The 19,292-nt window shown below is 28.8% G+C and carries 20 protein-coding genes; all 20 read left to right on the top strand.

Annotation, left to right across the window (positions count from 1 at the left end):
* The first annotated feature begins 19 nt into the window (after positions 1-19).
* The 20 genes from WFJ11_RS00925 to accB all read left to right on the top strand — a co-directional run bounded on the left by WFJ11_RS00925 (position 20) and on the right by accB (position 19,291).
* Positions 20-457, top strand: coding sequence for a GNAT family N-acetyltransferase (locus WFJ11_RS00925; RefSeq protein ID WP_029949923.1), 438 nt, complete (start codon positions 20-22; stop codon positions 455-457).
* 181 nt (positions 458-638) lie between these two features.
* Positions 639-2,087 (top strand): glutamate--tRNA ligase, encoded by a 1,449-nt coding sequence (gltX, locus tag WFJ11_RS00930; protein WP_338817494.1) that lies wholly within the window; start codon positions 639-641, stop codon positions 2,085-2,087.
* Between the two features lie 13 nt (positions 2,088-2,100).
* Positions 2,101-3,798, top strand: a complete 1,698-nt coding sequence (locus tag WFJ11_RS00935; protein WP_338817495.1) for a DUF2207 family protein — start codon at positions 2,101-2,103, stop codon at positions 3,796-3,798.
* Between the two features lie 50 nt (positions 3,799-3,848).
* Positions 3,849-5,570 (top strand): DUF2207 family protein, encoded by a 1,722-nt coding sequence (locus WFJ11_RS00940; RefSeq protein ID WP_338817496.1) that lies wholly within the window; start codon positions 3,849-3,851, stop codon positions 5,568-5,570.
* 47 nt (positions 5,571-5,617) lie between these two features.
* Positions 5,618-6,166, top strand: coding sequence for a LemA family protein (locus tag WFJ11_RS00945; protein WP_338817497.1), 549 nt, complete (start codon positions 5,618-5,620; stop codon positions 6,164-6,166).
* A gap of 142 nt (positions 6,167-6,308) precedes the next feature.
* Positions 6,309-6,782, top strand: coding sequence for a YehR family lipoprotein (locus tag WFJ11_RS00950; RefSeq protein ID WP_009354514.1), 474 nt, complete (start codon positions 6,309-6,311; stop codon positions 6,780-6,782).
* A gap of 149 nt (positions 6,783-6,931) precedes the next feature.
* Entirely contained in the window at positions 6,932-7,405 is a 474-nt protein-coding gene (locus WFJ11_RS00955) for a YehR family lipoprotein (RefSeq protein ID WP_009355063.1), read from the top strand.
* 253 nt (positions 7,406-7,658) lie between these two features.
* Entirely contained in the window at positions 7,659-8,132 is a 474-nt protein-coding gene (locus WFJ11_RS00960; protein WP_009355006.1) for a YehR family lipoprotein, read from the top strand.
* A gap of 245 nt (positions 8,133-8,377) precedes the next feature.
* The gene (locus tag WFJ11_RS00965; RefSeq protein WP_029949937.1) at positions 8,378-9,340 is read left to right on the top strand and encodes a metal ABC transporter solute-binding protein, Zn/Mn family; all 963 of its coding nucleotides are present in this window, start codon (positions 8,378-8,380) and stop codon (positions 9,338-9,340) included.
* Positions 9,341-9,408: 68 nt separating this feature from the next.
* Complete coding sequence (locus tag WFJ11_RS00970; RefSeq protein ID WP_009354812.1) at positions 9,409-10,119, top strand: metal ABC transporter ATP-binding protein; 711 nt, start codon at positions 9,409-9,411, stop codon at positions 10,117-10,119.
* Positions 10,120-10,122: 3 nt separating this feature from the next.
* Positions 10,123-11,007: a metal ABC transporter permease gene (locus WFJ11_RS00975; RefSeq protein WP_009354917.1), complete on the top strand. Its 885-nt coding sequence runs from the start codon at positions 10,123-10,125 to the stop codon at positions 11,005-11,007.
* On the top strand, positions 11,004-12,113 hold the full coding sequence (locus WFJ11_RS00980; protein WP_338817498.1) for a metal ABC transporter permease: 1,110 nt from the start codon (positions 11,004-11,006) through the stop codon (positions 12,111-12,113). Before WFJ11_RS00975 ends, WFJ11_RS00980 begins: the two co-directional genes overlap by 4 nt.
* Before the next feature lie 335 nt (positions 12,114-12,448).
* Complete coding sequence (locus tag WFJ11_RS00985; RefSeq protein ID WP_009354352.1) at positions 12,449-13,507, top strand: ABC transporter substrate-binding protein; 1,059 nt, start codon at positions 12,449-12,451, stop codon at positions 13,505-13,507.
* Positions 13,508-13,580: 73 nt separating this feature from the next.
* Complete coding sequence (locus WFJ11_RS00990) at positions 13,581-15,281, top strand: ABC transporter permease (protein WP_313961250.1); 1,701 nt, start codon at positions 13,581-13,583, stop codon at positions 15,279-15,281.
* Positions 15,282-15,289: 8 nt separating this feature from the next.
* Positions 15,290-16,360 (top strand): ABC transporter ATP-binding protein, encoded by a 1,071-nt coding sequence (locus WFJ11_RS00995; RefSeq protein ID WP_313961249.1) that lies wholly within the window; start codon positions 15,290-15,292, stop codon positions 16,358-16,360.
* A 112-nt stretch (positions 16,361-16,472) separates the two neighbouring features.
* The gene (locus tag WFJ11_RS01000; protein WP_313961248.1) at positions 16,473-17,057 is read left to right on the top strand and encodes a DUF3841 domain-containing protein; all 585 of its coding nucleotides are present in this window, start codon (positions 16,473-16,475) and stop codon (positions 17,055-17,057) included.
* A 27-nt stretch (positions 17,058-17,084) separates the two neighbouring features.
* Positions 17,085-17,684 (top strand): hypothetical protein, encoded by a 600-nt coding sequence (locus tag WFJ11_RS01005; RefSeq protein ID WP_313961247.1) that lies wholly within the window; start codon positions 17,085-17,087, stop codon positions 17,682-17,684.
* Between the two features lie 157 nt (positions 17,685-17,841).
* Positions 17,842-18,360 (top strand): biotin transporter BioY, encoded by a 519-nt coding sequence (locus tag WFJ11_RS01010; protein ID WP_313961246.1) that lies wholly within the window; start codon positions 17,842-17,844, stop codon positions 18,358-18,360.
* A 223-nt stretch (positions 18,361-18,583) separates the two neighbouring features.
* Positions 18,584-18,811 carry an acyl carrier protein gene (gene acpP / locus WFJ11_RS01015; protein WP_004832775.1) on the top strand — a complete coding sequence of 76 codons (228 nt, stop codon included), beginning with the start codon at positions 18,584-18,586 and terminating at the stop codon, positions 18,809-18,811.
* A gap of 42 nt (positions 18,812-18,853) precedes the next feature.
* On the top strand, positions 18,854-19,291 hold the full coding sequence (gene accB, locus WFJ11_RS01020; protein ID WP_150263250.1) for an acetyl-CoA carboxylase biotin carboxyl carrier protein: 438 nt from the start codon (positions 18,854-18,856) through the stop codon (positions 19,289-19,291).
* The last annotated feature ends 1 nt before the right edge of the window (position 19,292 follow it).

The following is a 19,292-nucleotide window of genomic DNA, read 5'->3' on the forward strand; positions in this document are numbered from 1 at the left end:
GTTTAGGAGGAATAAAAGTATGTTAATTAGACCGATGACTATAGATGATTATGAGGAAGTGTATTCTCTTTGGATGTCCTGTAAGGGAATGGGATTAAATAATCTTGATGATTCAAAAGAAGGAATAGAAAAGTTTTTGATTCACAATCCTAATACATGTTTTGTCGCGGAGGAAAATTGTATTGTAGGTGCTATTATGGTTGGAAATGACGGAAGAAGAGGTTATATTTATCATACAGCTGTTAATCCTAAATATCAAAATCAAAAAATTGGAACTAAATTATTGAATACAGCTATAAATGAACTTATTAAATTGGGAATTAATAAAGTTGCTCTTGTAGTTTTTGATAAAAATGAAAAGGGAAATATTTTTTGGGAAAAACAAGGTTTTACTATTAGAGATGATTTAATTTATCGTAATAAATCACTTAAAGATATAACAAGGATTGACACTTAAAATTATTATAAAAAATGTGCTTTTAATATTTTGATAATATAATTAACTGCAAGTACTTTATAAACTCGCAGTTTTTATGTGTGAATTTAAGGTTAGTTTTTTGTTAGAAACCTTTACAAAATAGTGCAATTAAGATATAATTATTGTAAGTTTATGTTTATTTTTTAGGAGGGAAAAAGGAATGGTTAGATTACGTTTTGCACCAAGTCCAACAGGATATTTACATATAGGAGGACTTAGGACTGCTTTATATAATTATTTATATGCTAAGCAAAATGGAGGAAAGTTTTTGCTTAGAATTGAAGATACTGATAGAACTAGATATGTTGAAGGAGCTATCGAAAATTTGATTCATGAACTTAAGTGGGCGGGAGTTGAGGCAGATGAAGGTGTTTGTCTTGATGAAAATGATAAGATCACAGAAGTTGGTGAATGTGGTCCATATATTCAATCTGAAAGAGTTGAAAAGGGAATTTACAATAAATATGCAGAGGAACTTATTGAAAAGGGATATGCTTATTATTGTTTCTGTAGTAAGGAAAGACTTGACGATATAAAAAATCAACAAAAGGCTGACGGAAAAATTCCAAGATATGACGGACTTTGTAGAGGCGTTAGTATCGAAGATGCTAAAAAGAGAATTGCAAATGGCGAAAGTTATGTTATCAGATTAAAATTACCTGAAAATAGAGATATTGTTTTTGAAGATGTTATTAAAGGCAAAATTACAATAAATACAAATGATATGGACGACCAAGTTTTGATTAAGGCTGACGGTTTTCCAACTTATCATTTTGCAGTAGTTGTTGATGACCATTTAATGGGAATTACTCATATAGTAAGAGGAGATGAATGGATTTCATCAACTCCTAAACATATTTATCTTTATGAAGCTCTTGGCTTTGAAAAGCCTACTTTTGTTCATTTACCAACAGTTTTGAATAAGAGCGGAAAGAAATTATCCAAGAGAAATGATGATGCGTCTGTTGAAGATTTTAGATTAAAAGGATATTTACCAGAAGCACTTATAAATTATCTTGCTCTTGTAGGTTGGAGTCCTGAAAGCAATGAAGAAATTTTATCTTTAGATGAAATGGTTAAACAATTCTCTTTCGATAGAGTTTCAAAATCCGGCGGAGTTTTTGATGTAGATAAATTAGATTGGGTTAATGCTCAATACATTAGAAAGATGGAAGTTTCAGAACTTGCAAAACTTGTTAAACCTTATTTGGTTGAAGCTGGTTTTATAAAAGAAGATATTTGTGAAAAGAGACTTGAGCTTATCACAAAGACTTTCCAAGAGTCTATTTCAAGACTTCCTGAAATTGTAGATCAATCAAGATTCTTATTTGAAGAAGTTGAAGTTGAGGCTGATGCTTTAGAAATGAGAAATGTAGAACATATAGGAATTTTAAAGGAAAAAATAAAAGAAGAATTATCTCAAATTGACGAAATTGATGAAGAGATTGCTAAGGGCTTTATGAAAAAAGTTCAAAAGGCATCAGGTTTTAAGGGCAAAGACTTGTATATGCCTGTTAGAGCATTACTTACAGGTCAAGTTCACGGACCTGAACTTTCAAATATTTTAGAAATTTTAGGTAAGGGAGAAATTTTGAGAAGATTGAAATAGGAGGTTAAGTCTTATGAAAAATCTTAAAAATTTAGTAAAAAAAGTTTTTACATTTTCCATTGTTTTATTAACTTTGTTTGTAATACCTTTCAATAATTCTTTTGCAGACACTTTTTATAAAAATGAAATTAATGTTAAGATTAATAAAGACGGAAGTGCCGATGTTGAAAGTATTATGGATTTTGAACCATCTAAAGGAACTGAATACTATATTCCTATAGAAAATTTAGGAAAAAGTGAAATTTTAAACTATGATGTTTCTGAAATTATAGAAGGAAAAGAAGTTCCTTATGAAACTTTAAATACTTGGAATGTAAAACAAACTAGAGAACAAAAAGCAAAGAAAGCTGGAGTTGTAAAGACTAAAAATGGCTATGAACTCTGCTTTGGATTTGGTGAGTATCAGAGAAAAACTTTTGTTTTAAGATATAGGGTTACAAATTTTGTAAAACTTTTAAAAGACTCTGATATGGTTTATTGGCAATTTGTCAATAAGGGATTGAGTTCTGCCCCACAAGAAGTGAAAATTACTATTTCTAAAGCTGAAGGTAAATTCGATAATTCAAATTCAAAGATTTGGGCTTTTGGAAATAAGGGAAAGATTGAATTTTTAGATGGAAAAATAGTTTTTAATAGTTTAACAGGTCTTTCTAGTTCTAATTATGTAACTATTTTAACTCAGATTAATAAAGGAGAGTTTACCTCTGGTGAAACTATAAATAAAGATTTTTCATATTATAAAGATTTAGCATTTAAAGGCTCTGATTATACTAAAAAAGCCGATAAAAAAAGTAGTAATAAGATTTTTTATGTTGCAGGAGGTATAATTGTTGCCATTGTTGTTCTTGTTAAAATATTTGGCAAGAAAAAGAGCAATGGATATCAAAAAGGAGACTTTAAAGGAGAATATTACAGAGATATTCCTGAAAAAGAATGGTGGAAATTGTCCGATATTTTAGAAGATATAGGTTTCGATGGTCAAGAATCGATAATTAGAGCATATTTTCTAAAATGGATACAAGAAAAAATATTAATACCTGTAACTGAAGAAAAGGGACTTATTTTTAAAAAAGACACATTGGCTTTGAAAATAAAGAGCGGTTTTAACAATGATTTCGAAGAAAAAGTAGAGAGAAAACTATTTGCTATGTTTGCAGGTGCTGCCGGAGCTGATGGAATCTTACAAGAAAATGAGTTTTCTGATTATTTGGAAGATACGGATAATCAAGAAGAATTTGAATCAATAGAAGAAGATTTAGAAGAACTATCCAATGAATATGCAAGTAAAAATGATCTTTTTGAAAAAAGTAGTAAAGGCAAATATTCTCATACTTATAGTGAAAAAGGTAAAGAATTTACCGCAAAATTAGTAAAAAATTATAATTATTTGAAAGACTTTTCATTATTGAGTGAGAGAGAAATTTCAGAGATAAAAGTTTGGAAAAACTTGTTAATTTATGCAACGCTTTATGATGTTGCAGATGAAGTTGAAAAACAATTAAAGAAATTATCTCCGGAATTTTTGAGAAATATAGATATGGATGTAGAATCATTGCATACGGCAGTTATTTATTCTAATGCATTCTCTAATGATTTCGTGGATGCTTATTCAAGAAGTGTTGAAGAGGCTTCTGATGGAGGTGGAGGCTTTACAAGCATCGGCGGTGGAGATGATTCCTTCGGTGGCGGAGATGGTGGAGGAACTCGTTAATAGTATTTAAGACAAAATAGATAATGATTTTAAGGAAATATAGGAGGCTTATGAAAAATTTTAGAAGTATTATCAGGAGACTTTTTATATTCTCATTTATAATAGTTGGCTTTTTTATAATTTCTTCCAATAATTCTTTCGCAGACACTTTTTATAAGAATGAAATTAAAGTTAAAATTAATAAAGACGGAAGTGCTGATATTGAAAGTATTATGGATTTTATGCCAACTAAAGGAACGGAATACTATATTCCTATAGAAAATTTAGGAAAAAGTGAAATATTAAATTTTACAGTTTCTGAAATTCAAGAAGGAAAAGAAGTTTCTTATGAGAGTTTACAGACTTGGAATGTAAAACAAACAAGAGAACAAAAGGCAAAAAAGTCTGGAGTTGTAAAAACGACAAAAGGGTATGAGCTTTGTTTTGGTTTTGGAGAATATAAGAGAAAGACTTTTGTATTAAGATATAGGGTTACGAATTTTGTAAAACTTTTAACTGACTCGGATATGGTTTTTTGGAAGTTTGTAAATGACGGATTAAGTGCATCACCAAAAGAAGTAAAAGTTACTATTTCAAAGGCAGAAGGAAAATTTGACAATACTAATGCTAAGATTTGGGCATTTGGTAATAAAGGAAAAATAGAATTTTTAGATGGAAATATAGTTTTTACTAGTTTATCAGCACTTTCTGGCTCTAATTATGTAACTGTTTTAACACAGTTGAATAAGGGAGAATTTACTTCTGGAGAAGTTATAGATAAAGACTTTTCATATTATAAGGATATGGCATTTAAAGGTTCAAGTTATAAGAAAAATACAACTAAAACTACTAAATCATCAAGACTACCTTATAGAGCAATTATTAGAGGTATAATATTCTCACTTGTAGCTATTTTTGGAGCTACTGCTGCAGCTACATCAAATAAGAAGTTTAAAGGTGGTCATAAAAAGGGAGAATTCAAAGGAGAATATTACAGAGATATTCCTGAAAAAGAATGGTGGAAATTATCCCATATTTTGAAATGTGCGGGTTTTGATGGTCCAGAGTCAATAATTAGGGCTTATTTTCTAAAGTGGATTCAAACTAAACTTTTAACACCTATGACTGAAGAAAAAGGATTTATCTTTAAAAGAGAAATTTTATCTTTGAAAATAAATTCTGAATCAAATTACGAATTTGAGACTTCTACAGAGAGAAAATTATTTGATATGGTTAAGGCAGCTGCTAGAGATGATGAAATACTACAGGAAAATGAATTTACTGCATATTTAAGAAAGACAAAAAATCAAAATGCGTTTAAAGCTATACAAGAAAGTCTGAAACAAGAATCTGTTACTTATGCAACACAAAATGACTTGCTTGTTAAAAATAGCAGAAATAAATATGTATATACTTATAGTGACAAAGGTAAAGATTTTACTGCTCGTCTAATTAAGTATTATAATTATTTAAAAGATTTCTCATTATTAAGTGAAAGAGAAGTTTCTGAAATAAAAGTTTGGAAAGATTTATTGATTTATGCAACTCTTTTTGATGTTGCAGAAGAAGTTGAAAAGCAATTAAAGAAATTATCTCCAGAATTTTTGGAAAGTTACGATGTTGATGTTTATTCGTTGCATACTGCTATGATTTATTCTCATGTATTTTCTAGTAACTTTTTAGACGCTTACTCAAAAAGTGTTCAAAGTTCCTCTGGCGGAGGCGGAGGCTTTTCAAGTATCGGAGGCGGCGGAGGCTCCTTCGGTGGTGGTTCCGGTGGTGGAACTAGATAGTTGGGTATATATTCAATGAAATATATAAATTTAGAAAGGAGAAAAATATGACTGTTTTATATGTAGTACTTGCAGTAGTAGTCCTACTTGTATTGTGGATTATCTCAAGTTATAACAGATTAATAAGACTTAGAGAAATGGTAAAAAATGCTATGGGGCAAATAGCTGCAAATCTTGAATCAAGATGGGATGCTTTAAAATCTTTGATTGATGCAACTAAAAAATATTCACAACATGAAGCTGAAACATTGGAAAAAGTTGTTCAAGCAAGAGGAGGATTAAATAGTAACAGTTCTGTAAAAGATATTGAAGCTGATGATAATATGTTTACTCAAGCTCTATCAAGACTTGCTGTTGTAGTTGAATCATATCCTGAATTAAAAGCTAATACAGTGTATTTAAATACTATGGATAAAATTGACTCTTATGAACAAGATGTAAAGAACTCCAGAATGATTTACAATGACACTGTTACTAGATTTAACAGATCAATGTTAACTTTCCCAATAGTTTTAGTTTCAAGAATGTTAGGATTCCATGAATATCAATATTTCCAAAATACGGAATCAAAAGCAAACCCACCAAGTTGGGATTAGTAGGAAAATATTATTATAGTTTAAAAAGCACTTGTAAGAGTGCTTTTTAGTTGAGTTTTTATAAAATTTTTTTACAATAAGTAATTGAAAAATTGATTATTATGTGATAAAATTACTTATATATTTTTTATGGAGGAATATTATGAAAAGATTAAGAAATGTTATGTTATCTTTAGCAATGCTTTTTGTTATAGTATTATCAACTGCTTGCTCAAGTAAAGAAACTACTGCTACAAAAACTTTTGTAAAGGAACAAAATGGTGTTAAGGTAACTCTTGTCTATACTTATATTGAAAAGGACGACAAAGTTGTTAAACAAACAAGTAAAACTGAGGCTCTATTCTCAGCATTTCAAGGCAGAGACATAGAACAATTAAAGAAACAAATACAAGATGTTTCTGCTAAATATCAAGGGATTAAAGGTTTAAAAGAAACTTTAGATATTCAAGAAGATAAATTTGTTGAAGAAGTTGAAGTAGATTATACAGACTTTGATTATGAAAAGGCAAAAGGCCTTCCAGGAATGGTGTTCACTGGAAATCCTAGCACGAATAAAGTTAGCATGGAAAAAAGTGCAGAAATGTTAAAATCACAAGGATTTGAAGAACAAAAATAATATTTGTACGATTTGAAAGACGGTATATAATATCGTCTTTTTCATTTTAAATTTAGTGATAATATGATTAGTTTAGAACTTAAACTAGATTGAAAAAAACTTTTTAATATGTTAAAATTAATTATAAAATTTTTACGCGGAGGAAAATTATGAAAAAATTTAGAAAGATACTATTATCAGTAGCTATGCTTTTAGTTGTAGTTTTAGCAACAGCTTGTTCAGGTAAAGAAGCTAATGCAACTAAAACTTTTGTTTTGGATAAGAATGGCTTAAAAACAACTATTACTTATACTTATATAGAAAAAGATGATAGAGTTATTAAGCAAACAACTGTAAATGAAGGTATATATGAACAATTGCCATCTACTAAGACAAAAGAAGCAGTTCAAAAGGTATTAGATCCAATTGCTGCAAAATACCAAGGAATCCAAGGAATAAAAGAATCAATTGATTATCAAGATGATAAATTTATTGAAAATTTGGAAATTGATTATGAAAATATTGACTATGAAAAAGCAAAAACTGTTCTTGGAAGTGGATTTGCAGATCCTTCAAAGACTAAAATTAGCATGAAAAAAACTGAAGAAATGCTATTAGGTAAAGGATATAAAGAACAAAAATAGAAAAATTTTAGAACAAAGAGTAGTATAATTGTTATACTACTTTTTTATTGCAAAATTGTAATATAATTTTAGAATATAATCTTTTACAGTAATTTAGTGGGTTTGTGAAAATTTAGTTTATATTATAGAATTTATATCTAATTTACACTAGTGTAAATTATGAAAATATACAGTGTTTTATCCTGGGTCTATTTGAAAAAAATATGTGTTTATGATAAAATAAACTGAATTATTTTTTATATGGAGGTTAATTATGAGAAAATTAAAAAATATTCTTTTATCATTATTAATGATATCTGTTGTAGTATTATCTACTGCTTGTTCAAGTAAAGGTAGTAATCCTACAAAAACTTTCGAATTAGAAAAAGATGGTATGAAAACAACTATTACTTATACTTATATTGAAAGTGAAGACAAGGTTATTAAACAAAATACTGTAGTTGAAGGCGAATATGCAAAATTAAAGCCAGCTAGAACTAAAGAAGAATTTCAAAAAATAGTTGGACCTATCGCAGAAAAATATCAAGGCATCCAAGGTATAAAAGAATCTATTGATTATCAAGATGAAAAGTTTGTAGAAAATATCGAAATAGATTATGAAAATCTTGATTATGAAAAGTCAAAAACTGTTTTAGGAAATAATTTCCAAGACCCAGCAAAAGTTAAGATTAGTATGAAAAAGACTGAAGAAGGCTTGATTAAACAAGGATATACAGAAAAGAAATAATAAAATTTTAGAATGAAAAGTAGTATAATTTTTATACTACTTTTTTGTTTTAAAAGAAAATGTATCACTTAAATTATATAGCACATTATTATTGTCATATTAGAAATCCATTTAATTATAGTCAAAAATAAAAATAAAAAAATTTTTATGAAATAGATAATCATTATTGATATTTTTTAAAAAATGTGGTAATATATATGGGTAAGAGAAATTAAATTCTTTACAGATTTTTTAGGAGGGAAAAAATGAGAAAAAAAATAATTTTATTACTTGCATTGGTACTTTCTGTGGGAGTTTTAGGAGCTTGTACCAAAAAAGATGATAGTAAAAATAAAGAAGGAGAAAAGAAAACTGAGCAAAAGACTTCAAAGAAAAAAGTTGTTGCTACAAGTACAATGCTTACAGATTTGGTAAAGCAAATCGGTGGAGATAACTTTGAAGTTGAAGGAATGATGAAAGCGGGAGTTGACCCTCATCTATATAAGCCTACAGCAGGCGATGTGGAAAAACTTGAAAAAGCAGATGTTGTAGTTGTAAACGGATTACATTTGGAAGGACAAATGGGAGAAATTTTACAAGGTTTAGAAAAACAAAATAAGAACGTTGTAACTGCAGCAAAAAATATTCCATCAGATAGATTACTTCCTTGGGATGAAGAAGGAGCAGGTCCTAATGATCCACATATTTGGTTTAGTGTTAAGAACTGGAAAATAGCTGCGAAAAATGTAGCAGAAGGTTTGAAGAAAGCTGATAGTTCAAAAGCTGAAGAAATAGATAAAAATCTTGCTAAATATGAAAAAGAACTTGATGAACTTTCTGATTATATAAAGAAAAAAGTTTCTGAATTACCTGAAAATCAAAGGGTTTTAGTTACTGCTCATGATGCTTTTAATTATTTTGCAAAGGAATTCGGATTTAAGGTAGAGGCTATTCAAGGAATCAGTACAGAATCAGAAGCAAGTGCAGCTGATATAAAGAAACTTTCAGATTTCTTGGTTAAAACAAAAATAAAAGCAGTTTTTGTTGAATCTTCAGTTCCTAAGAAAACTATTGAATCTTTAGTTGAATCTTGTAAAGCTAAAGGACATAATGTTAAAATAGGTGGAGAGTTGTATTCTGACTCATTAGGAGATGATAATACAAAAGAAAATACTTATATCTCAATGTTTAAATATAATATTGATACTATAGTTGATGCTTTAAAATAATACTTGAAAAAAATCTCCTAAATATATATACTTATATTGTGGAGATTTTTTGTTTTTTGGAGGAAAAAATGGACGAAATAGCTGTAAAAGTTGAAGATTTAACTATTGCCTATTATCTTAAACCTGTAGTTTGGGATGTAGATTTGGATATTAAAAGAGGTAAACTTACCGCGATTTTGGGACCAAACGGTGCAGGTAAATCGACTTTGTTAAAGGCAATGTTAAATTTAATCCCCATTTCATCCGGAAAAATTTCATTTTTCGGCAAGCCTTATAAGGAATTTAGAAAAGATATTTCTTATGTGCCACAAAGTGAGTCTGTCGATTGGGATTTTCCGACAGATGTTTTGGATGTTGTTATGATGGGAACTTATGGGAAGCTCGGTTGGATAAAAAGAGCAGGTAAAAAAGAAAGAGAATTGTCTTTAGAGGCTTTAAAGAAACTTGGAATGGAAGAGTTTGTCGATAGGCAAATAAGCGATCTTTCCGGCGGCCAACAACAGAGAGTTTTCTTGGCGAGAGCATTAGTTCAAGATAGTGAAATTTATTTTTTAGATGAACCGCTAAAAGGGGTTGATGCTAAAACGGAAAAAGAAATTATGAAAATTTTGAAAGAACTTAGAGATAGCGGAAAGACAATCATAGTTGTTCATCATGATTTAAGAACTGTCGAAGAATATTTTGATGAAGTTGTACTTTTAAATAAATTGGTTATCGCTTCAGGTTCCGTTAAGGATGTTTTTACAGAAGATAATATAAATAAGGCATATAGGGTGTAGATTATGAACGGAATTTTAGATTTACTTACTGACTATACTTTTTTGATGATAGCTTTAGGTTCCGGACTTTTGGGACTTTTAAGTGGAATTATGGGAGTATATGTTACAGTGAGAAAACAAGGACTTATCTGTGATGCAATCAGCCATTCAACTCTTCCCGGTGTTTGTATTGCTTTTATGGTACTTGGAATTAAAAATTTGGAATTTTTACTTCTTGGAGCTTTTATCGCAGGAGTTATAGCGGCACTTTTTATTTTCGGAATTGATTTAAAATCAAAAGTAAAATTTGACAGTGCATTGGCAATTGTTTTGTCAACATTTTTTGGGCTTGGCGTTGTTTTACTTGCACTTATTCAAAGAGAAGCAAATACTAATCAAGCGGGTCTTGATAAATTTATATTTGGACAAGCTGCCGCTTTTTTGAAAAAAGATATATATTTTTTAATCGGAATAATTATTTTGGTGTTGTTTGTAATTTTACTATTTTGGAAAGAATTAAAACTTTTTTCCTTTGATCCGGAGTTTGCACAAACAAAGGGATTTTCTATAAATTTAATGACCGGAATATTAATAGTTTTACTTGTAATTTCAATAGTTATGGGAATTCAATCAGTTGGAGTAATTCTTATGAGTACAATGTTAATTGCACCACCTGTTGCTGCAAGACAATGGACGGATAAATTCAATGTTATGATGATTTTATCAGGAATTTTTGGAGCTTTCTCAGGAATTACCGGTTCATTTATAAGTATGTACTATAAAGGGTTGTCAACAGGACCGGTTATAGCGATAGTTGCAAGTTTAATTGTATTTTTTAGTATATTATTTTCGCCTAAAAAAGGAATTTTATTCAGTAAAAAGAGAACTATGCAAGGAGGGACTAAATGAGACAATTAGAAATTTTAATAGCTGTAAGTTTAGTTTCAGCTGCTTGTTCACTATTGGGACCATTTTTAATTCTTAGAAAAATGTCTATGATGATAGATTCTATAACTCATACAATTTTACTTGGAATCGTAATTGCTTTTTTCATTACAAAAGATTTGACAAGTCCTTTGCTGATTGTCGGTGCCGGACTGGTTGGAATACTTACTGTATTTTTGACGGAGCTTATAAATCAAAAGACAACTTTGCATGAAGATGCGTCAATAGGGCTTGTATTTCCATTTTTGTTCAGTATTGCTATAATATTGATTTCAAAATTTTTAAGAGGAGTGCATCTCTGTATTGACTCCGTTTTAGTTGGAGAAGTTGCATTTTCAATAATTCCGAGAATCGAGTTTTTCGGTTATGAAATGTCAAAGGTTATTTTTGTAATGGCAGTAATATTTTTAATTGATTTGATTTTTATTTGGATGTTTTTTAAAGAATTAAAAATTTCTACATTCGACAAAAATTTAAGTTTGATTTCCGGATTTGCACCGGCTGTTATTTATTACGCTTTGATGAGTTTAGTTTCTATAACAACTGTAGGAGCATTTAATGCGGTAGGTTCAATACTTGTAATTTCATATATGGTTGTTCCGTCTGCAACGGCATATCTATTAACACATGATTTGAAGAAAATGATATTTCTAAGTGTTTTCACGGGAGTTTTAAGTAGTGTAATAGGATTTTATATGGCATATATTTATGACCTTTCTATTGCAGGAACAATAGCCATAGTTAACGGATTGATATTTTTATTAGTATTTATATTTGAACCGAGAAACGGAATTATCAAAAAAATATTAAATGAAAACAGAAAAAGAGCTGAATTTGCAGAGGTTACAATGATGCTTCATATAATAAACCACGAAAATACTCAAAGAGCTGATATTGAATGTAATGTTGTAAAAATAAATGAGCATCTATGTTATGCAAAGAATAAATTTGAAAGAGTTTTAAAGAATTTATTGAATAAAAAATTTGCATATATAGAAAATGATATTATTAAAGTTACTGACATTGGTAGAGAGAAAACTTTGAATAAATTTAATGAGTGGATGAAGTAGAATATAGGTAAATTAATTTTTTGATTATTATTTATCTTTATTTAAATTTGCAAAGTGATTATTTCAAAAATTTAATATTTTTTTAAAAGAGAGACAATTTTTCATAAAATATCTCTCTTTTTAGTGTAAATTTACTTTTTGTATAATTTAGATAAGAACTAATAAATAGGGATAATATTTTTTATAGGGACAAAATAGTCCCTTAATTTTTTTAGAAAAATTTTAAATTATTTAGAAAATCACCAAAAAAATTGTAGATTTTTTTTAGAATTTTGAATATAATTAGTTCTGGAGTGTGTACTCGAAAAAGATATTATTTCTATTTAGGAGGATTTATGAAAAAGAAATTTTTGGCACTTATGTTGTCAGCATTAATGATTGGTGCAACTGCTTGTGGTGGAGGCTCTGATAAGAAAGATGATACAAGTAAAGATATGAAAGCGAATGAAGAAGTTTCTGGAAAAGTTAGAATTTATACTTCAATGTATGAAGATATAATTGCTAATATGAAACCTGCACTTAAAAAGAAATTTCCTAACTGTGAAATTGAGTTTTTCCAAGGTGGAACTGGAACTTTACAAACTAAAATTGCTGGGGAAATCGAAGCAGGAAAACTTGCTTGTGATATTATAATGGTTGCAGAACCTTCCTATGCTTATGAATTAAAAGAAAAAAATGTATTACATAAATTTGATATCGAAAACAAAGATAAATTAGCTTTCGAATATGATAAAGAAGGATATTGGTATCCAGTTAGAATTTCTAATATGGTTTTAGCTTATAATCCTGAAAAAACAAAGAAAGAAGATTTAGCTCAAACTTTTAAAGAATTTGCTGAAAAAGAAAGCCTTACAGGAAAGATTTCAATGTCAGATCCTTTAAAATCAGGTACAGCTCTTGCAGCTATCAGTGGATTAAAAGATAAATATAATGACGAATATTTTGCTAATTTAGCTAAGAGAAAAGTTGCTATTGAAGCAGGTAGTGTTGCTTTGACAAAACTTGAAACTGGCGAAATGGATGAACTAATGATTCTTGAAGAATCTGTTTTAAAGAAAAGACAAGATGATAATTCTTCATTAGAAGTTATATATCCTAAAGATGGAACAATTGTAGTTCCTTCACCAATTATGGTTGTAGATGAAAAATTAACAGAAAACAAGAATACAAAAGCTGCAGAAGCAATTTCAAAATGGTTCTTATCAGAAGAAGGTCAAAAATATATAGTTAAGGGCTGGATGCATTCTGTACTAAAAGATTTCCCTGAAGTTCCTTTTGATGCAATTAAAACTTCTGAAATTACAGCAAATAGTATAAATGTTAAATGGGAACAATTAGTTAAAGATAGAGATTCTCTAAGAAAGATGTTTACAGATACAATTGGTAAGAAATAAATTCACAGAATAATTTGAAATTATTGTTTCAAAATAAAAAAATATAACGGAGGGAGGAAACTCCCTCTTGTTAATGAAAGGTTATTTTATGCAAAAGACAGAAAGAAAATTTAGATTAGATATAAAGTGGATAATAATGCTTTCTATTGTTGCACTTTTACTTATTTTTGAAGTTTTTCCACTTTTATATCTCTTTGTTAAATCGGTATTTCCTAATGGAAGTTTTACTTTTGAGGCATTTAAAAGAGTTTATAGTTATGATGCCAATTTTATAGCTATTAGAAATACTATTGTTACTGCGGTTGCAACAACGTTCTTTGGAATGTTAATCGCTTTTCCACTTGCTTTTTTGGTTGGAAGAACTAATTTATATGGCAAAAAAATATTTAGAACTATGTTTGTTATTACATATATGGTTCCTCCTTATGTAGGAGCAATGGCTTGGCTTAGACTTTTAAATCCAAGAGTTGGAACTTTAAATATGTTTCTTCAAAAGATTTTTGGATTAAGTGAACCAATCTTTAATATTTATAGTGTATGGGGAATGATTTGGGTACTTACTTGTTTTTATTATCCTTATGCTTTTATCACAATTTCTCGTGCAATGGAAAAAATGGATCCTTCTTTAGAAGAAGCTGCTAGAATTTCAGGAGCAAGTCCTTTAAAGACTTTATTTACTGTTACAATTCCGATGATGACACCAAGTTTAATCGCTGCAGGACTTTTAGTTTTTGTAACAGCCGCTTCTTGTTATGGTATTCCGTCAATAATCGGAGCTCCAGGACAAATTCATACAGTTACAACTAGAATAATAGAGTTTGTTCATATAGGAAATGAAGAAGGGATAATTGATGCTACGACTTTAGCAGTATTTTTGATGATAATTGCAAATTTAGTTTTGTATTTTTCAACATTTGTACTAGGAAAGAAACAATTTATAACTATGAGTGGGAAATCAACAAGACCTACAATAGTTGATTTAGGAAAATGGAGATTGCCTCTTACAATATTGGTTTCAATTTTTTCTTTTGTAGTAGTAATAGTTCCATTTATAACAGTTGCTCTTACTTCTATAACTATAAATATGGGTAAGCCTTTATCTGCAAGAAATATCTCATTCAGATTTTGGCAACAAATGCTAACAAGAGATAGTATATTGAGTTCTACAATAAACAGTTTAATTGCAGCTTGTGCAGCAGCATTTTTAGGAATAATAATCTCTTGTATGATGGCTTATTTGCTTGAAAGAACAAAAGTAAAGGGAAGAAAAATTCCAGACTTTTTGATAACTGTAGGTTCAGGAACTCCTAGTATTGCAATAGCACTGGCTCTAATAATGACAATGAGTGGAAAATTTGGAATAAATATTTATAATACAATTTATATTATGATAATCGCATATATGATTAAGTATATGTTGATGGGAATGAGGACTGTAGTTTCAGGAATGAGTCAGGTTCATCCTTCTTTAGAAGAGGCATCACAAATTTCAGGAGCAGGTTGGCTTAGGATGATTAAAGATGTTACAGCACCGCTTATAATGCCTTCAATTGTTGCAGGTATATTCTTAATATTTATGCCTTGTTTCTATGAACTTACTATGAGTACAATTTTGTATTCATCTCATACTAAGACGATTGGTTTTGAACTTTACAATTATCAAACATATCATAGTCAACAAATAGCAAGTGTGCTTGCTACTGCAATTTTGATTTTTGTATTGGTAGTTAACTGGATTTTAAATAAACTTACAAAAGGTAAGTTTTCAATTTAGGAGGAAAAATGTCAACAATTACTATAAAAGAATTAAGTAAATCTTTTGGTGATGTAGAAGTTTTAAAACCTTTTACAGATACTTTTAAAGATGGTGAATTTATAACTCTATTAGGACCTTCTGGTTGTGGAAAAACTACAATGTTAAGACTTATAGCTGGATTTGAAAAACCTACAAGTGGAGAAATTTTAATAGGAGATAAAGTTGTTTCAGGCGGAAAAACATTCCTTCCACCTGAAAAGAGAGGAATTGGAATGGTATTTCAATCATATGCAGTTTGGCCTCATATGAATGTTTTTGACAATGTTGCCTATCCTTTAAAAATAGCAGGAGTTAAAAAAGAAGAAATTAAAGAGAGAGTTGAAAAAGTTTTGGAAATAGTTCACTTATCTCAATATAAAGACAGAGCTCCATCAGAACTTTCAGGTGGACAACAACAAAGGGTTGCACTTGGACGTGCTTTGATTGCTAAACCTAAATTGCTTTTGCTTGATGAGCCTCTTTCAAACTTGGATGCAAAACTAAGAGAAGAAATGCGTTTTGAAATAAAAGAGATACAAAAAAGACTTGAAATTACAGTTGTTTATGTAACACATGATCAAATAGAAGCTATGACAATGAGTGATAGAATTATTTTAATTAATAAAGGAGTTGTTCAACAGATAGGAACTCCAGAAGAAATTTACAGAAATCCTGTAAATCCTTTTGTTGCAAACTTTGTTGGTCGTGTTAATTTCATCAAGGGAGTTGCAAAAGACGGCTTTGTTGAACTTGCAAATACCGGAAAGAAATTACCTTATGACGGAGATAAGACTGGAAATGTTATAGTTGCTATAAGACCGGAAGCTCTTAGAATTGATGAAAGAGATGGAACAATTGATGCTAAGCTTGTAAGTCAATTCTATCTTGGAGATGTAAATGACTGTAAAGTAGATTTAGGAAATGACAATGTAGTCAGAGTTATAGACCATGTTGAAACTTACGGAGTTTATGAAGAAAATGCAAATATCAAATTGAGAATTAAAAATTTTATGGTATTTGATGATGACGGAAAAGATTATACAAAGATAATAACTTAAGAACAGAAGCTATTGAATTTTTTCAATAGCTTTTTTGTGTATTATTTTCAATTTGATTTTTGCGGTTTAATGTAATATAATAAATTATAGAGATAAGAAGGGATGTGAATATATGGAAACTGTAAGATTATATACTAGACAAGATATTAGATCTTTAAAAGAAATTGAAGAGAAAGGTTACTTTACGAATAAAATTTCTTATGTTAAAGAAAATTTTGGAGTGATTTCTGACTATATTTTAAATTGTTATAATTATTTTGTAAAAGAGGCAAGTAAAAGAGTTCCAAAACCAGAAGAAGTTGAAATGCCGGTTTGGTGTGGAGTAAGTAATAAAAATTGTATGCCTCCAATTGAAAATTCAGTTCTATATGTTTTGGATGTTCCTAAAGAAGAAGTAATCTACTTTGATGGAGTTAAATGGGATTATGTACTTAATCATCATTATATTCCATTAGATGAAGAAGATGATAAAAAGTATAAAAAAAGATTAAAAGATAAAGGTATAGATAATGGTTTTGAGTTTTTTGAAGGAAAGTACAAGAATTTTTATCCCGAAGAAAGACAAATAGTTATAGACAGTTGGACTAGAATATTCGATATTGATGAATGGGATATTTACAGAGTTCAAGCAAATATTTGGAAAATAAAAAAAGAATGGATTTTTGCTATGGTAAAAAAAGGAGATATTATTCCTTAAATTTAAAAGAATTTCAAGGAGTATGTTATGAATAATAAATTTAAAATTTTAGTTCTATCTTTCATTTTGCTGACTTCTTGTAGTAAAGAAAAGAATAAATCAACTGAGAATAATATTAGAAAAAATCAATATGGAAATCATATTATTGTAGAAGCTAAGATTGATTCTTATAGAAATTTGAATGATGTTGAAAAGGAATCGGAAATAATTGTTTTAGGTAAAAAAGTAAAGCAAAATCCTTCAATAATACAAAAAGATAAGGGAAATGTTAATGGTTTTTACACAATCTCAAAATTTAAAATTAAAGAGGTCATAAAGGGAGATTTTAAAGCAGGAGATATTATAGATATTTTCGAAAGTGCTGGAATAGATGAAGAAACTGGAAAGATATACCATATCCTAAATTATGAATTAATGGAGACGAATACAGAATATTTGTTATTTTTAAGACGTTCGGAAACTGATTCATGGTATATGATATCAGGATTAAAATATGGAAAAATTTCGCTTTCAGAGAAAAAGGGAGAGTTGAGATTAGAACTAGAAAAAGCAAATGAGTATTTAGAAGAATTTGAAACTGAAGATAGGATAAGGAATGAGGCAATAAAAAAATATATAAAAAAATAGTGATTTTATAAGTATAAGCATTAATTCAAAGGTAGTTTGTCAAGAAAATTGGTTAACTACCTTTTGTTTTTTAGAATTAAATATAAATTATAATCTTGACAAAAATATTTTTTTATGGTCTAATTCTTATGTAAAAATTATAATGAAAGGAGATAAAATGAAAATAAGTACAAAAGAGCTTAATTTAGTAGCCTTGTTCAGTGCATTAATTGCAGTTGGAGCATTTATAAAAATTCCATTTTTGCTTGTTCCAATTACATTACAAACTCTATTTGTTGTTTTATCAGCATTAGTACTAGAACGAAGATTGGCTGTTTTAAGTGTAATTGTATATATAATGATTGGACTCGTAGGATTTCCTATATTTGCGAATGGTGGTGGAATAAATTATATTTTTAGTCCAACTTTTGGATATTTGTTAGCATTTATATTTGCAACTTATTTTATTTCTAGCTTTAAGGAAAAAAATATTTATATAAGTACTGCAATTGGAATGTTAATCATTTATTTTTTGGGAATGATTTACTTTATATTTATACAATATATTCTTAATGGAAAAGTATATTTATTTAGTTATTTATTTTATAATTTATTTTTAGTTTTTTTACCGGGAGATATACTTTCTTGTGTGGTTGCAATCATTGGATATAGAAAAATACTTAGATTAAAGAAATAGAACTTTTTAACGATTTTTAAAAACAATACTCTTAGTGATTTTTTATCATATTTTAAGGGTGTTGTTTTTTATTGCTCAATTATGTGTTTTTATAAATTATTTTTCATAAAAATTTATTTTTTATAAAAATACTTGACATTATAAAACAAATAATATATAATTTGACTGTCAAAACTTTGACTGTCAAATATTTGATAATCAAAATAAAAAAGGAGATAAAATTATGTTAGAAAAAGTTAGAGAAATTTTAGTAGAATCATTAAATATCGAAGGAAGTGAGGTAGTTCCCACTGCAAGATTAAATGAAGATTTAGGAATTGATTCTTTATCATCTATTGAACTTGCGTTGGAAATAGAATCAGAATTCGATATAAAAATTGAAGATGAAGAATTAATGAAATTACAAACTGTACAAGATGTAATAGACATTATTAACTCAAAGACGAAGTAGTAAGCTATCAAAATTAGCTTACTAAATTTTTAGGAGAAATTTATGGATATTGACAAGATAAATAGTATTATTGAATTGTTTAAAAATTCAGGTTTAGATGAAATGACTTTAGAACTTAAAGATTTTAAAATCAATTTGAAAAATAATAAAGTTGAATATGTTACTAAAGAGGTAGTAAATGTTGTAGAGAAAAGTAATTCTGTAAAACCTGTAAAAGAAGAGAAACAAGTTGATGATACTAACGGTGAATGGATTAAAGCTCCTTTTGTTGGAACTTTTTATGTTGCACCAAGTGCTAATGAAGCACCTTATGTAAAAGTTGGTCAAAAGATAAAAGAAGGTGATATTATTTGTATTTTGGAAGCTATGAAAGTTATGAATGAAATAAAGTCCAATAAGAGTGGAACTGTACTTGAAATTAAAGCACAAAATGGAAATATGGTTGAATTTAATGAGGAGCTTATCTTGATAGGAGATTAAG

The organism is Parvimonas micra (genome assembly GCF_037482165.1).
Classification (GTDB): Bacteria; Bacillota; Clostridia; order Tissierellales; family Peptoniphilaceae; genus Parvimonas.